Source organism: Serratia sp. SCBI (genome assembly GCF_000747565.1).
Classification (GTDB): domain Bacteria; phylum Pseudomonadota; class Gammaproteobacteria; order Enterobacterales; family Enterobacteriaceae; genus Serratia; species Serratia ureilytica.
This window is the reverse complement of record NZ_CP003424.1, coordinates 2,506,540-2,520,834: the sequence shown is the minus strand read 5'-3', so window position 1 is coordinate 2,520,834 and position 14,295 is coordinate 2,506,540. Positions and strand designations below refer to the sequence as shown.

The following is a 14,295-nucleotide window of genomic DNA, read 5'->3' as shown; positions in this document are numbered from 1 at the left end:
GCCTCAGTTGAACTCGCTCGCGACCTCGGACCACAGGCTGACGCGGCAGCCGCGCGCCGCGAAAGCGTCCATCTCGCGTTTGATGCCGCCGCTCTCTTGCCAACCCGGCAAGTCGAGCACGATCAATTCATCCATCGCCGCCATGAACAGCGCGTCGATCGGCGCCCACAGCTTGCCGATGGCGGTTTTGTCTAGCTCTTGCAAACACTGGTTGATCGGATGCGACATGCTGACCTGGCTAAAAACGGCGCTGCCGGCGCGCACGATAGCGGCGGCGACGTCGTTGCAGGCGATAAAGCGTTGCTGCACGACGTTGGCGTCGGTGTGGCTGTAGGGGCAGGCTAAAAATATTTTTCTCATTAGCGTTTGTTCTCTCAATAATTGTTGTCAGGGACGAAAAAAGGGCGCAGCTTCCCCGTGAGGCCGCGCCCCGTTTATTTTTTATGGCTTAGGGATAAATTCAGCGAGCGGCGGCGGCAATGGCCGTCGATTGCCTTTGCGTCTGTTCTTTTTCCAGCAATTCAGCCTCCGGCACCGAAATTTTTATGGCGATCAGCACGGCGATCATGCCACCGAGGAATTTGCCCATCATGATCGGCAACACCAGCGAAGGTTGGAAGTTGGCGGTAAACGCCAGGTGATCGCCCAACGTGGCCTGTGCGCAGATGCCGAAGGCCACGCACAGCACCTTATCGCGGGCGCGCATGCCTTTGAACAGGTGATAAACGGCGATGATATTGGCCAATACCATAATAAAGCCCAGCGCGCCGGTATCCGATAAACCGAGTTTTTTACCGATAAAATGCATCGGCTTGCGGCAATAGCGCTGGAATAAATAACAAATGGGGAATGTGCCCGCCAACATAATGCCGATATAACCGGCGATCTCGATAGCGCGGAATAATTCGTCTTTGTCGGCAAATAACGGATCGAATACCCAGCCGCCGAACACCTTTTTAAATACACCGGTAAAATGCTCGATGATGCACAGCGCCAACACCAGCTTGATAAAGGCATCCGCCGCCTTGCCGAAGATCAGGAATCCTTTCACCATCGCCGCCGGCCGCAGCTTCAGCCCCAACGCCAGCAGGAAGCACAGGGCGAACAGCGGCGACAGCAGCCGCAGCGCCTGCAGCAAGTCCAGCTGCAGATAGTGCGCGGCAGGTGAGGTGGTAGAGATAATCTCCCTGACCGGCAGGTTATTGAAGGTGATGGTCACCAGGGCGATCAGCACGGCGAACGGAATGCTGATCAGGCCTGCCATGGCACCCAGCGCCAGATATTTATGGTCGTCGCGGTTCAGCATGATAAGCCCGACCGGGATCAGGTACACGATGCTGGCACCCGAGGTGTAGCCCACCAACATGGCGACGATCCACATGTCGCGGTTGGCGGCAATGGCGTCGGCCAGCTGATAGCCGCCCATGTCCACGGCGATCACCGCCAGCGCCGCGATCGAGACGTCGGAGCCGAGCGCCGAGAAGAAGGGGCCGATGCTGTACATGATCAGGTAAGAGATGATCGGGATTGCGGCCATGATGCCAGCCTGGGCGAGAAACACCGGGCCGATGGCGTGAATGCCGTTGACGAATTCGCGTCCCAGCTCGCCTTCCGGTTTGGCGATCGACGCCAGCGCACCGATCAGAGTGCCGGCCATGATGATATAGATGATGAAATTACCGAACTCAGCCATGGTGTTCCTCCTGCGATGAACGTAAGCCGCGCGAGCGCGCGATGATTTCCTGATAGCGGGCAAACCAGCCCGCCATATCGACCTCGGCGGGTTCCGTCACTTCATAGCGGTTGAGCACCTTGAGCGGATGTTCCACCCCCAGTCCTTTACGCGCCAACAACGCAACGCCTTGGGCGGTGATCTCCTTATTGGCGGGAGAGACGATGCGCTTTTGGATCAGGTTGGCGAGAAACTGCGTGAAATAGCGGTTGGCGGACAGGCCGCCGTCCACCGAAATGCTGTCGCCGATCGGTTTCAGTTTATCCATGGCGTTGATCACCTCGGCGGAACGCATGGCGATGCCTTCGAGGATCGACTGCAGCAGATCCTTGCGCTCGGTCTCCAGCGACAGCCCGGCCCACATCCCGGCGGCAGAGCGGTCCCAGTACGGGCAAGCCAGTCCGGAGAGCGCGGGCACAAAGGCCAGGCCGCGCGCGATGGCCGGCTGAGAGGGGAAGTCGCCGAATTCATCGAAATCGTTGAACAGGCCTATCTTTCTCGCCCAGTTAATGGCGGAGGCGGCGTTATAAACGCCGCCGTCCAGGCCATACACCGGCTCGCTGTCGGGCAACTTCCAGCACAGCGTGGGCAACAGGCCGGACTCGCCGGCATCGATCGGGCGCGGCCCGGTGATCGCCTGTAAAAAGGCGCCGGTACCGAAGGTGATCTTCATCTGCCCCGGTTGATGGCAGCCGTGGCCGTATGTGCCGGCAAACTGGTCGACGATGCAGGCCGTCAGCGGCACCGGTTTGCCGTTGAGCGCGACGTCGCCGAAATGACCGATGTTGTCTCTGACCTCGGGCAGGCTGTCGATCGGCACGCCGAACAAACGGCACAGCTCTTCATCCCACTGCAGGGTATGAATGTTGAACAACGAGGTGCGCGAGGCCGAGTTATAGTCGGTGAGATGCCGGCCACACAGGTGGAACAGGAAAAAGGCGTCCATGGTGCCGAGCCGCAGGCGGCCGCGTTGCGCCAATTGCCTGGCGCCCGGGGCGTTGTTCATCAGCCAGCCCATCTTGCTGGCTGAGAAGTAGGTATCGAGCGGCAGACCGGTTTTCGCCGTCACCAGCGGCTCAACGCCTTCGCGTTTCAGCCGCTGGATCTCCGGCTCGGTGCGCTGATCTTGCCAAACGATGGCGTTGTACAGCGGCAGGCCGCTATCGGCGTCCCAGGCCAGCAGGCTTTCGCCCTGATGCCCTAAACCGATGGCATCCACCATGTCGCACTGGCTGAGACAGCGGCGGATATTCGCCAAAATCTCCAGGGCGTCGTGTTCCACCCAGCCCGGATTGGGGGTGATCTGCTTGTGCGGCATGCTGGCCGGTGAATGGTGCCTGCCGTCTTCGCCGAACACCACGACCCGGGTGCCGGTGGTCCCCTGATCAATCGCGGCATAACGTTGATTCATCATTGCTTCGCTCTCTTATAGGTTTTGTTTTTTTATTGTGCCTGGTGTTGGTTGTGTGACTGTTTTAATAATCTATCTTCAATTTCACACACAAAAGCAACATAAATCACAAGATAAAATAACCCCGCGTGATCGACCTCATACTTTTTGCTTATCACCGCCTTTTGCGGCTTTTTTTTGGGAGTTATGTTGTTTTTGTCATTTCAAATGCGGTTATTGTGTGGTTTTATTGTGGTTATCACATCAAAACGGGACATCAGCATGATGGAAGAACAAACGGGTTGGGACATTGTCGTGATTGGCGGCGGTGTGGTCGGGTGTGCGGTATTCCGCAAATTCTGCCTGATGGGCGCCCGTACGCTGCTGTTGGAAAAAGGGGGCGATATCCTGTCCGGCGCCAGCAAAGCCAACAGCGCGCTGCTGCATACCGGCTTCGATGCGCCCAGCGGCAGCCTGGAACTGCATTGCATGCAGGCCGGGTACCGGGAATTTATCGCCATCCGTGAACGAATGAATCTGCCGCTGTTGCCCACCGGCGCGCTGGTCGTGGCTTGGGACGAGCAGCAGTTGGCGGCGCTGCCCGCGATTGTGCAACAGGCGCACGACAACGGCGTGCTGGACGTGGCGCAGATCGACGCCGCCGAGCTGTATCGCCGTGAGCCGCAGCTGGCGCCCGGCGCGTTGGCGGCGGTAGAGGTGCCGGGGGAGAGCGTGATCGATCCCTGGAGCACGCCGCTGGCTTATCTGACGCAGGGCGTTAAACACGGCGGCGACTATCGCTTCAATACCGAGGTGACCGGCGCCGAACGCTTGCCGACCGGCTGGCGGCTAACCAGCAACCGGGGCGAGTTTCACGGCAAAATCGTCATCAACTGCGCCGGCAATCAGGGCGACCGGGTAGAAAGTTTCTGCCATCAGCCCGAGTTTGAAATTCGCCCGCGCAAAGGGCAGTTCCTGGTGTTCGACAAGGCCGCCGCCGGGCAGGTCAACGCCATTATCCTGCCGGTGCCGACGGCGATCACCAAAGGGGTGCTGCTGTCGAAAACCATCTTCGGCAATTTGCTGCTCGGGCCGACCGCCGAAGAACAGCAGGATCGCGAGACGGCGACGGTGGACGAAACCAAAATGCGCGAGCTGATCGAACAGGGCACCCGGCTGCTGCCCTCGCTGGCGAATTACAGCGTGACCGCCAGCTATGCCGGCTTGCGTCCGGCCACCGAGCAGAAACACTACCGCATTCAGCACTATCCCGATCGGCAGTGGATCTGCGTGGCGGGCATTCGCTCCACCGGCCTGACGGCGGCGCTGGGCATCGCGCAATATGTGGAACAGCTCTATCGCGACCACTTTACGCCGTGCTTCACGCCAAAAACGCCGGAGACCGTGTATTGGCCGCAAATGCCGATGCTTGCCGACTACGCGCTGCGCGATTACGCGCGCCCGGACAACGGCGGCATCGTTTGCCACTGCGAGCTGGTGACCCAGCGGGAGATCGAGGCGGCGTTCGATTCCGCCGTGCCGCCGGAGTGCATCGGCGGGCTGCGGCGCCGCACGCGCGTGATGATGGGGCGCTGCAACGGCTTTTATTGCAGCAGCCGGGTGGCGGAAATGGTAGGCGATCGTTTTGGCCAAACGCTGGCCGTAGGGAGCATTGATGAAAACTGAGTATCAGGTGGCGATTGTCGGCGCCGGGCCGGCGGGGATCGCGGCGGCGACCGCGCTGCGGCAAGCGGGGATCGAGGATGTGGTGATCCTGGAACGGGAACGGCAGGCGGGCGGCGTGCCGAGACACTGTCGGCACCCCACCTTTGGGCTGCAAACGTTTTATAGGCCGATGCTGGGATCCACCTATGTCGATAAAATACTGGCGCGCGCCGGGCAGGTGGAGATCCGTACCGGCGTGACGGTGCTCGCCATCAAGCCGGACGGCGAGCTGACCATCACGGACTGCCGCGGCGTCAGCACGTTGAAAGCGCAGCGGGTGATCCTGGCGACCGGCGTGCGCGAGACGCCGCGCCATCCGCGTCTGGTGAGCGGGCTGCGGCCGCAGGGCGTACTCACCGCCGGTGCGCTGCAGCAGTTCGTCTATCTGCGCGGGCTGCAGCCGGGCAAGGCGCCGGTGGTGATCGGCACCGAGCTGGTCAGTTTCTCCGCGCTGTGGACGCTGCGTAACGCCGGCGTGCGCGCCGTCGCCATGATTGAAAGCGGCGGCAGACCCGTCGCCTGGCGTCTGAGCGCGCTCTATGCGCGTCTGATGGGAGTGCCGATCCACTACTATTCGCGCGTGACCGATATTGCCGGCCGCGATCGGGTTGAATCCATAGAAGTGGAAAATCGCCAGGGGGAGAAACGGCGCATCGCCTGCGACAGCCTGATCTTCACCGGCCGCTTCACCGGGGAGTATACGCTGATCCGCCAGAGCCACCTGGCGCAGCGGCCGGACAGCGGCTGTCCGTTGACCGATCAGTTCGGCCGCTGTTCCGATGCCGCCTATTTCGCCGTCGGCAACATGTTGCACCCGGCGGACATGGGCGACCAGTGTTATCAGGAAGGGCTGCGCGTCGGCGAGGCCGTTGCCCATTCGCTGCAGCGCACGCTGCCGCCGGCGCGGCAAATCCTGCCGGTGCGGCACGACGAACGGATACGCCTGACTGCGCCCGCCCGTGTGGCGCTGATCGGCAATCCCGCCACGGTCACGATCAATATGCGCGTGGAACAGGCGGTGTCCGGTTCGGTGGTGGTACGGCTGGGAGAGAAAGTGCTGTACCGCAAAACGCATCGTTGCCTGCCTGAACGGCGGATCCTGCTGCGCAATATCGTCTTGCCGGCCGAGGCTGAGCGTGATGCGCTGCACATCAGCATCGAATCCGCAGGATGAACGACGGCAACGGCTTGCGTCTAACGCCCTGAAACCCGTAGTATTCCGTCAGTTAACGCCGCAAGTCTCGGCGGAGGCAGTCACTCTTACTAAAGGCAGCGAGTGTAATGTGAATGGATATCTCTAATTCCGTGGAAAGGCGCAATGAAATACTGGCGCTGATCCAGGCCAACGGCCGGGTTTACGTGAATGAGCTGGCGGATAAATTCCAGGTTTCGCAGGAAACCATTCGGCGCGACCTGAACAAGCTGGAAGACTATCGGCTGATCAAGAAGATCCACGGCGGCGCAGTGAGCAGCCAGTTTAAATTCGAGCATGAATTCAACGAGCGTGCCAAAATCGCCGAGGCCGAGAAGCGCGCCATCGCGGAGAAAGCGGCGACGCTGCTCCAACCGGGCGATACGGTGTTCGTGGATTTCGGCTCCACCACGCTGGAGTTTGCCCGTCAGTTGGCGACGATCGATCAACTGACGGTCATCACCAACTCGCCGCTTATCGCCAACGTCTGTCTGGAAAATGACTCCATTGACGTGGTGCTGATCGGCGGGCAGTTCATCGACTCCAAAATGGCGTGCCTGGGCGCGATCGCATTGAATAATATCGAGGCGTTTTTCGCCGACTACGCCATCATCGGCGCGGGCGCGGTCAATCTGCAGACCGGCGTGATGGATCAGAACGTCAATGAAGCGGCCATCGCGCGCAAAATGATTGCCCAGAGCCGCAAGTGCATCGTGCTGGCCGACGAAAATAAGCTGCGCGGACATGCGATGACGCTGGTGGCCAAATGGCCCGAGGTCGATTATCTGGTGACCTCCGACAGCGGTAATGCATTAGAGGGCTTGGTTTTCCCCGCCAACGTCAATGTGTTGGTGGCGCAGGTCTAAAGGGGGAGAAGCCTTTCTCCATGCGGAGAAAGGCTCAAACCGCTTCCGTCAGGCGATATCGACCGCGCGCACCTCTTTGGATCTCAACTTCACGCGGATCGGCACCGATTTATACGAAGGCGTGCCGCTCTCCTCATCGATGTAATGCAGCGGCACCAGCACGTTGGCCTCCGGGTAGTAGGCGCCGACCGAACCGGCTGAGATGTTGTAGGCGATCACCGTGATGCCTTCCAGGCGCTGGGTGCTGCCGGGCAGCGCCGTTTCCAGATCGACCACGTCGCCATGTTCCAGCCCCAAACGTTGCAGATCGCTGTCATTCATGAACAGCACGTCGCGCCGGCCGAAGACCCCGCGGTAGCGATCGTCCAGAGCATAGATGGTGGTGTTGTACTGATCGTGGCTGCGCAGCGTGATCAGCCGCAGCGTGTCTTTGTCTGCTGTTGTCTCGTCCTCATGCAGCCCGCTGAATACGGAAAACATCGCCTTGCCCGTCGCCGTAGGCCACTGGCGCTCGGTCGGCGGCAGCGGCATGCGGAAACCGCCGGGTTGACGAATGCGCGCGTTGTAATCGTCGAAGCCGGGGATGGTTTTTTCGATCAAATCGCGGATCACGTCGTAATCTTCGATCAGTTCATCCCAGGGCACCTTGCTGGCGGGCATCACCGCTTTGGCCATGCCGGCCACAATGGCGGGTTCCGAACGCAACAGCTCCGACGCCGGTTTTAATTTGCCGGACGAGGCGTGAACCATCGACATCGAATCCTCCACCGTCACCGATTGTCGCCCGCTGGCCTGCATGTCCAGTTCGGTACGTCCCAGGCAGGGCAGAATGAGGGTTTCTTTCGCCACCAACAAATGGCTGCGGTTGAGTTTGGTGCCGATATGCACGCTTAATTCCAGCGCTTTCATCGCCGGGAAACTCTGCTCGGGGTCCGGCAGCGCCACGGCGAAGTTGCCGCCCAGGCAGATCAACGCCTTCGAGGCGCCGTCGATCATCGCCTGCATGCATTTCACGGCATCGTGACCGTGGGCTTTGGGCGGCGTGAAGCCAAACACCGTTTCCAGCTTCGCCAAAAAATCGGCCGAGGGTTTTTCGGTGATGCCGACGGTGCGGTTGCCCTGCACGTTGGAGTGGCCGCGCAGCGGGCAGATGCCGGCGCCCGGTTTGCCGATGTTGCCGCGCAGCAACAGCAGATCGGCAATCAGGCGCACGTTGGCGGTGCCTTTATTGTGCTGCGTAATGCCCATGCCGTAGGTCACGATGGTGGCGTTGGATTTCGCGTAAGCGGCGGCGACCTGTTCCAGATCCCGGCGCGCCAGGCCGCTCTCCGCCTCAATCGCATCCCAACCGGTGGTCTTCAGATCGGCGGCGAAATCCGCAAAACCTTCCGTGTGCTCGGCAATAAAGGCGTGGTCCAGCGCATTGCCATGTTCGTCATCCAACTGCAGCAGCGCTTTGGCGATGCCTTTGAGCGCTGCGGCGTCGCCGCCGGCTTTGACCTGATAGTAGGTGGAGGCGATAGGGGTCGAACTGTAGGTCGCCATTTCGATGACGTTTTGCGGATCGGTGAAACGCTCGAGCGCCCGCTCGCGCAGCGGATTGAACACGATAATCGGCACTTTTTTGCGCGCCAGCTCATGCAGCGTGCCCATCATGCGCGGGTGATTGGTGCCCGGATTGTGCCCGATGGAGATAATCAGCTCCGCGCTGTCAAAGTCGTCCAGCGACACGGTGCCTTTGCCGATGCCGATCGACTGGGGCAGGCCAACGCTGGTCGGCTCATGGCACATATTGGAACAGTCGGGGAAGTTATTGCTGCCAAATTCCCGCGCAAACAGCTGGAACAGATAGGCCGCCTCATTGGACGCCCGGCCGGAGGTATAAAACTCCACCTCCTCCGGCGGCAGCGTCTGCAAAACGGCGGCAATGCGTTGAAACGCCTCATCCCAGGCCAGCGGGCGCAGCGTGTCGGTCCCGGCGTCATAGAACAGGGGCGTGGTCAGGCGACCATAATCCTCCAGTTCATAGTCGGTTTTCCGCAGCAGTGAGGTCACGGTATTTTGCGCCAGGAATTCGGCCGTCACGCGTTTGCTGGTCGCTTCCCAGGTCACGGCTTTGGCGCCGTTTTCGCAAAACTGGAAGGTGGATCGATGTTCTTTATCCGGCCATGCGCATCCCGGGCAATCAAACCCGTCGGGCTGATTGGTGCGCATCAGCGTTACCGGCGCCTCCAGGGTATCCATCTGTGTACGCACGGCGATGGCCGTCGCTTTCAGCGCGCCCCAACCGCCGGCGGGCCCATCGTAGGGATGAACCCCGGGCACTGCTCGTCTTTTCGCCATTATTGATTGCCTCCGATACCGCTTACGATAAATGCAGGTGATTGATTTACTATGAATATTATCCTTATCGTCCAAGACGGACCGCAGGCGCCGCCGTCGTTGAACGCAGGCCTGTCGATTCAGTATAGATGAGTGAAAAAGGAGACAGCGGCCATCTGTGCGGGGAGAGCGGCGGCCCGTCTAATCGGAGGCGGGCCGCCGGAGGGTTACTTTTTCACCACCAGCCCCACGCCGCGGCCGCGCGGATCGGACGCGGTTTCCGGCGTGCGGCCATCGATGCGGATAGCCTGAATATCCCCCATGTTCCAGCCCTGGTCTTCGAGGGTGTAGCCCATGGCTTTCAGCTCGTCCGCCGGTTTGCCGGTCAGCGGCGCGAAGCTGTCGTAATAAACGGTGTCCTTCGGCAACAGTTGGTGATGCACGCGCTGGGCGGCCACCGCCTGCGCCAGCGGCAGATGGTAATCGTAGAGATTGTTGATCACCTGAAAGATCGAGGTGAAGATGCGCGATCCGCCCGGCGTGCCGATCACCAGGGTGACGTCGCCGTCGCGGGTGATGATGGTCGGGCTCATCGAGGAGAGCATGCGTTTGCCCGGCTCGATGGCGTTGGCGTCGCTGCCCACCACGCCAAAGGCGTTGGCGACGCCGGGTTTGGCGCTGAAGTCGTCCATCTCGTCGTTGAGCAGGAAACCGGCGCCTTTGACCACCACGCCGCTGCCGAAGTCCCAGTTAAGCGTATAGGTGTTGCTGACCGCGTTGCCGGCCGCATCGACGATCGAGAAGTGGGTGGTTTGGTGGCTTTCCAGCCCCGGCCGCACCTGCTCGGTCGGCGAGATCGCCGTCGGGTTGATCTCGGCGGCGCGTTTTTGCAGGTAGTCGGGGGCGATCAGCTGCGCTTCCGGCACGTTAGTGAAATCCGGGTCGCCGAGGTAGTCGGCGCGATCGGCGAACACGCGTTTTTCGATTTCCGCCAGCAGGTGGATATAGCGCGCCGAGTTCAGCGGCACGCCCTTGAAGTCGGCGGCGCGATCTTCTTTTATCCCCAGCAGCTGCGCCAGCGCGATGCCGCCGGAGCTGGGCAGCGGGGCGGTATACACGGTGTTGCCGCGCCAGCTGATGCGCATCGGTTCACGCCATTTCACCCGATAGTCGGCCAAATCCGCCGCGCCGATCAGCCCGTTGTCGCGCTGCATTTGCGCCACCAGCAGGCGGGCGGTTTCGCCGTGATAAAAATCGTCGGCGCCCGATTTGGCGATGCGCTCAAGGGTGGCGGCCAGCTCCGGCTGTTTGAACACCGTGCCGGGCTTCATGGCGCCGAAATAGTCGCCGAAGTTGGTTTTACCGGCAAACAGCTTGTTGGCGTCTTCGCGGTACTGATACTGCTGACCCGCCACGGTGAAACCTTGCCGGGCGTAGCCGATCGCCGGCGTCAGCAGCTCGGCCCACGGCAGCTTGCCGAAGCGTTTATGGGCTTCCCACAGCCCCAGCACGGTGCCCGGCACGCCGGCGGCGCGACTGCCCACCAGGCTGAGATTCTCGATCACTTCGCCTTTCTCGTTCAGATACATAGTTTTGCCGGCGGCCTTGGGCGCCACTTCGCGGTAGTCGAGGAAATAGGGTTTGCCGTCGACGTACAGCGTCATAAAGCCGCCGCCACCGATATTGCCGGCTTCAGGGTAGGTGACCGCCAGGGTAAAGGCGGTGGCGACCGCCGCATCAACCGCGTTGCCGCCGGCCTGCAGAATGTGCGCGGCGACTTTTGCGCCATACTGATCCGGAGCGGCGACCGCGCCGGCGGTCAGATCGGCGGCAAAGGCGGCGGGAACGGTGCAGGCCAGGGTCACGCTCAGAGCTATCGTTTTCAATAAACCGGCAGACATAGAAGATCCTTTTAGCGATGTTCAGTTATCAGGTGAATTCAACTAATTATTTTTGAAACAGCGGGTTAGCGCGTTTTATTCGGGCTGTTGCGGCGCTTTATTGAAAGTAGCAGCGGTCAGGCGGGGCCGCCTGACCAGAGTAGCAAATCGTGATGTGGCGCGTTATGCGTCGGCCGGCAGCGTCGATTGCAGCCATTGGCAGAAGTGCCGGGCGAGCGGATTGTGTTCGCTGTCGCGATGCAGCAGCCACGCCCAGTTGGCGCCGTGCACGCGTTGCTCGGTTAACGGATGCAGCAACCCGGCGTCATGCGCTTGCTGCGCCAACAGCTGACTGACCAACGCGATGCCCAGCCCCTGGCAGGCGGCATCCAGCAGCAGGCCGGGATCGGAGAAATTCAGCCCGCTGTCGCGCTGGCCGACGTGCGCGCCGCCCGCCACCGTCCAGTGGCTCCAGTCCATTTCGCGTTCGCCGTGCAGCGTGACGCGCTGCTCCGCCGCCAGCGCCAATAGGCTGGGGTGGCAGGCGGGATAAAGCCGGTCGGTGCAGAGAACCTTAAAGGTGCAGTCCGCCTGCGCGCTGAGATCGTCGCGGATCGCCAAGTCGATGCTGTCCGTCGCCATATCCGGTGGCTCGAAGCTGGTGAAGAGCCACAGATCTATCTGCGGATGCCGCTGGTTGAACTCGCCCAGCCGCGGCGTCAGCCAGTGGCGGGCAAAGGCCGGCGTCGTGTTGACGATCAACTGATTGGGTTTGCGGTATTGGTCCAGACGACGAATGCCGACGGCCAATTGTTGCAGCATCACCTGCGCGGTGCTGAACAGATCGTGGCCGGCATCGGTCAGCGTCACGCTGCGGCCGGTGCGGAAAAACAGCGGCTGTTCCAGAAACGCCTCGAGGCTGCGGATCTGCTGGCTGATCGCCGACTGGGTAAGGTGCAGCTCTTCGGCGGCCTGATGAAAACTGCCCAGACGCGCCGCCGCTTCAAATCCGCGCAATGCGCTTAACGGGGGCCAGTGTTTTAACATTATCAATAAGCCTGTCTAATCAGATATCCACTAAATATATCGTTTGTCGCAGCGGCAGGGGAAGACTAGCATGAGATTCAATTCCCGGAGAGCGAAAAAACCGGTTAACCAGTTGAATTTAAATTAATTAAAAGAGGGCATTTATGTCAACGCGCCGCACCTTTATCAAGCAGCTTTCGGCGGTGGCCGGCGTCGGCTTGACGGTATCATTGGGTATTTCGTTACGCGGTCACGCAAAAGCTGCGCTTAATCCGGCCTGGCGCTTGCCGGATGAAGGGGAACCGCAGCAACGGGCGTTTATCGCGTTCGGCGCGCAGCGCGCGATTTGGGGCGACCTCATGGCGGACGTGCGGGCGGCGCAGGGGCGTATCGCCCACGCCATCGCCGAATTTCAGCCGTTGACGGTTTTTTGCCGCGAGCGTGAACGGCAATTGGCCGAGGCCACCTGCGGCAGTCACAACGTTAGCTATGTCGTCACCGAGCTGGATGATATCTGGATGCGCGACATCGGCGCCAATTTCGTCGTCAATGATGCCGGCGAACTGGGCGCAGTGGCTTTCAACTTCAACGGCTGGGGCGATAAGCAGCAGCATGCCAGGGATGCGCGTCTGGCAGGGTTTGCCGCCAGGCGATACGGCGTCCCTCAACCGCGCCGCAGCGCACTGGTAGGCGAAGGCGGCGGCATTGAGGTGGATGGGCGCGGCACCGGCATCATGACCGAGAGCAGTTGGGTGAATGCGAACCGCAACCCTGGCTGGAGCAGGGATCGGGTTGAGCAGGAGCTGAAGGCGATGCTCGGCCTGCGTAAAATTATCTGGCTGCCGGGCATTAAAGGCCGAGACATCACCGATGCCCACGTCGATTTTTACGCCCGTTTCGTGCGGCCGGGCGTGGTGGTGGCCAATCTGGACACCGACCCGGCCTCTTACGATCATGCGGTCACCCAGACGCATCTGGCGATCCTCAAGACGGCGACCGACGCCGACGGCCGCACGCTGCAGGTGCATACGCTCTCGCCGCCGCAGGCACCGCGCGACAGCCGTTTCAGCCGCCGCAATCCTGATTTCGCGGCGGGCTACATCAACTATTTCGTTATCAACGGCGCGGTGATCGCCCCGGAGTTTGGCGACCAGCAGGCGGACAAGGCGGCGTTTGAACTGCTGTCGGCGCTCTATCCGCAGCGCAAGGTGGTGCAGCTGGAGATCGACGCGATCGCCGCCGGCGGCGGCGGCATTCACTGCGTGACCAGCCAACTGCCGGCGCCTGGCAAACCAGACCCGTGAATGTTCAAAAAATGCGCGTGCGGTTGTTTGTCGCCATAGGCTGTGGTTGGCTGAGTGGAAACATAAGGAGGCCATAATGAACGACTCATCCTTGAGCATTCCCACCTGGTATCGCGATCCGCACGCAGAACAGGCCATGGCCGAAGGCCATGCGCCCATCTGGCGGCATCTGCTGAGCCTGGTGCCGGAACGCGAACTGTCCGGCGTCAGGGTGCTGGACTTCGGCTGCAATCAGGGCGGTTTTTTGCGCCTGTTGCATCAAATTCGGCCATTTAGTGAGGGGATCGGCGTTGATATCGCCCGCCAATCCGTCGAACAAGCCAACCGCCTGAAAGGAAACCTGCCGATCGTTTATCAGACCGACACACGGTTGACGGGTTATGAGAACCACTTCGATATCGCCTTCAGTCATGAAGTCATCTACCTGATTGAAGATATCGCGCAGCATGCCGCCGATATGCTGCGGGTGCTGAAGCCGGGCGGCGTTTATTATGCGGTGACCGGTTGCCACACCGACAACCCGCTGTGGCCGCAATGGCGCGAAAGGGTGGCTGAACAGACGCATACCGTGGTGCAGGATCGTTCTCTGGACGATTATGCGCGTATTTTCTCCGCCGCGGGGTTCCAGGTCTCTGCCCGCAGGCTGGGTTTTTCCGGCTTCGTGCCCTATGAGCCGGACGGCTGGATGCCGACTGTTTCGGCAGCGATCGACTACTATTGGCACACCAAAACGGTGTTTAGGCTGGTTAAACCCTAAAAATCCCACGCGGCGCCGCCCCCGGCTGAAGTGGAACGCTTTATTGCATTGGCTAAAAACCGCTGCGGCAATGTGCTGAAACCATGCTGAACGAGATTGCG

Annotated in this window: 11 protein-coding genes; 5 read left to right on the top strand and 6 right to left on the bottom strand. The window is 60.8% G+C overall.

The window, feature by feature from the left end; translation table 11 throughout:
- Positions 1-3 precede the first annotated feature (3 nt).
- The 3 genes from SERRSCBI_RS11750 to SERRSCBI_RS11740 all read right to left on the bottom strand — a co-directional run bounded on the left by SERRSCBI_RS11750 (position 4) and on the right by SERRSCBI_RS11740 (position 3,146).
- Positions 4-360: a DUF1937 family protein gene (locus SERRSCBI_RS11750; protein ID WP_042784548.1), complete on the bottom strand. Its 357-nt coding sequence runs from the start codon at positions 358-360 to the stop codon at positions 4-6.
- Between the two features lie 100 nt (positions 361-460).
- A complete protein-coding gene (eutH, locus tag SERRSCBI_RS11745) occupies positions 461-1,693 on the bottom strand; it encodes an ethanolamine utilization protein EutH (protein ID WP_042784546.1) in 1,233 nt (410 codons plus the stop codon).
- Positions 1,686-3,146, bottom strand: coding sequence for a glycerol kinase (locus SERRSCBI_RS11740; RefSeq protein ID WP_042784544.1), 1,461 nt, complete (start codon positions 3,144-3,146; stop codon positions 1,686-1,688). The genes eutH and SERRSCBI_RS11740 overlap by 8 nt, the downstream gene beginning before the upstream one ends.
- 258 nt (positions 3,147-3,404) lie before the next feature.
- Between SERRSCBI_RS11740 and SERRSCBI_RS11735 the strand changes: the two genes are divergently transcribed.
- The 3 genes from SERRSCBI_RS11735 to SERRSCBI_RS11725 all read left to right on the top strand — a co-directional run bounded on the left by SERRSCBI_RS11735 (position 3,405) and on the right by SERRSCBI_RS11725 (position 6,905).
- On the top strand, positions 3,405-4,808 hold the full coding sequence (locus SERRSCBI_RS11735) for an NAD(P)/FAD-dependent oxidoreductase (protein WP_042784543.1): 1,404 nt from the start codon (positions 3,405-3,407) through the stop codon (positions 4,806-4,808).
- Positions 4,798-6,021: an FAD-dependent oxidoreductase gene (locus SERRSCBI_RS11730; protein ID WP_033650360.1), complete on the top strand. Its 1,224-nt coding sequence runs from the start codon at positions 4,798-4,800 to the stop codon at positions 6,019-6,021. The genes SERRSCBI_RS11735 and SERRSCBI_RS11730 overlap by 11 nt, the downstream gene beginning before the upstream one ends.
- 113 nt (positions 6,022-6,134) lie before the next feature.
- Positions 6,135-6,905: a DeoR/GlpR family DNA-binding transcription regulator gene (locus tag SERRSCBI_RS11725; protein WP_033643131.1), complete on the top strand. Its 771-nt coding sequence runs from the start codon at positions 6,135-6,137 to the stop codon at positions 6,903-6,905.
- A 48-nt stretch (positions 6,906-6,953) separates the two neighbouring features.
- On the opposite strand, the gene SERRSCBI_RS11720 is transcribed toward SERRSCBI_RS11725, so the two are convergent.
- The 3 genes from SERRSCBI_RS11720 to SERRSCBI_RS11710 form a co-directional block, all read right to left on the bottom strand.
- Entirely contained in the window at positions 6,954-9,251 is a 2,298-nt protein-coding gene (locus SERRSCBI_RS11720; protein WP_156965125.1) for an FdhF/YdeP family oxidoreductase, read from the bottom strand.
- A 203-nt stretch (positions 9,252-9,454) separates the two neighbouring features.
- Positions 9,455-11,128 (bottom strand): gamma-glutamyltransferase, encoded by a 1,674-nt coding sequence (gene ggt, locus SERRSCBI_RS11715; protein ID WP_042784540.1) that lies wholly within the window; start codon positions 11,126-11,128, stop codon positions 9,455-9,457.
- Positions 11,129-11,290: 162 nt separating this feature from the next.
- A complete protein-coding gene (locus SERRSCBI_RS11710) occupies positions 11,291-12,154 on the bottom strand; it encodes a LysR substrate-binding domain-containing protein (protein WP_042784538.1) in 864 nt (287 codons plus the stop codon).
- A 143-nt stretch (positions 12,155-12,297) separates the two neighbouring features.
- Here SERRSCBI_RS11710 and SERRSCBI_RS11705 point away from each other — a divergent pair, with 143 nt between their 5' ends.
- On the top strand, positions 12,298-13,437 hold the full coding sequence (locus SERRSCBI_RS11705) for an agmatine/peptidylarginine deiminase (RefSeq protein ID WP_042784537.1): 1,140 nt from the start codon (positions 12,298-12,300) through the stop codon (positions 13,435-13,437).
- Between the two features lie 76 nt (positions 13,438-13,513).
- Positions 13,514-14,194, top strand: a complete 681-nt coding sequence (locus SERRSCBI_RS11700) for a bifunctional 2-polyprenyl-6-hydroxyphenol methylase/3-demethylubiquinol 3-O-methyltransferase UbiG (RefSeq protein ID WP_033643126.1) — start codon at positions 13,514-13,516, stop codon at positions 14,192-14,194.
- The last annotated feature ends 101 nt before the right edge of the window (positions 14,195-14,295 follow it).

Excerpts from the sequence above, each read along its gene's own strand:
- SERRSCBI_RS11750 (WP_042784548.1), bottom strand. The coding sequence starts at position 360 with ATGAGAAAAATATTTTTAGCCTGCCCCTACAGCCACACCGACGCCAAC.
- eutH (WP_042784546.1), bottom strand. The coding sequence starts at position 1,693 with ATGGCTGAGTTCGGTAATTTCATCATCTATATCATCATGGCCGGCACT.
- SERRSCBI_RS11740 (WP_042784544.1), bottom strand. The coding sequence starts at position 3,146 with ATGATGAATCAACGTTATGCCGCGATTGATCAGGGGACCACCGGCACC.
- SERRSCBI_RS11735 (WP_042784543.1), top strand. The coding sequence starts at position 3,405 with ATGATGGAAGAACAAACGGGTTGGGACATTGTCGTGATTGGCGGCGGT.
- SERRSCBI_RS11730 (WP_033650360.1), top strand. The coding sequence starts at position 4,798 with ATGAAAACTGAGTATCAGGTGGCGATTGTCGGCGCCGGGCCGGCGGGG.
- SERRSCBI_RS11725 (WP_033643131.1), top strand. The coding sequence starts at position 6,135 with ATGGATATCTCTAATTCCGTGGAAAGGCGCAATGAAATACTGGCGCTG.
- ggt (WP_042784540.1), bottom strand. The coding sequence starts at position 11,128 with ATGTCTGCCGGTTTATTGAAAACGATAGCTCTGAGCGTGACCCTGGCC.
- SERRSCBI_RS11710 (WP_042784538.1), bottom strand. The coding sequence starts at position 12,154 with ATGTTAAAACACTGGCCCCCGTTAAGCGCATTGCGCGGATTTGAAGCG.
- SERRSCBI_RS11705 (WP_042784537.1), top strand. The coding sequence starts at position 12,298 with ATGTCAACGCGCCGCACCTTTATCAAGCAGCTTTCGGCGGTGGCCGGC.
- SERRSCBI_RS11700 (WP_033643126.1), top strand. The coding sequence starts at position 13,514 with ATGAACGACTCATCCTTGAGCATTCCCACCTGGTATCGCGATCCGCAC.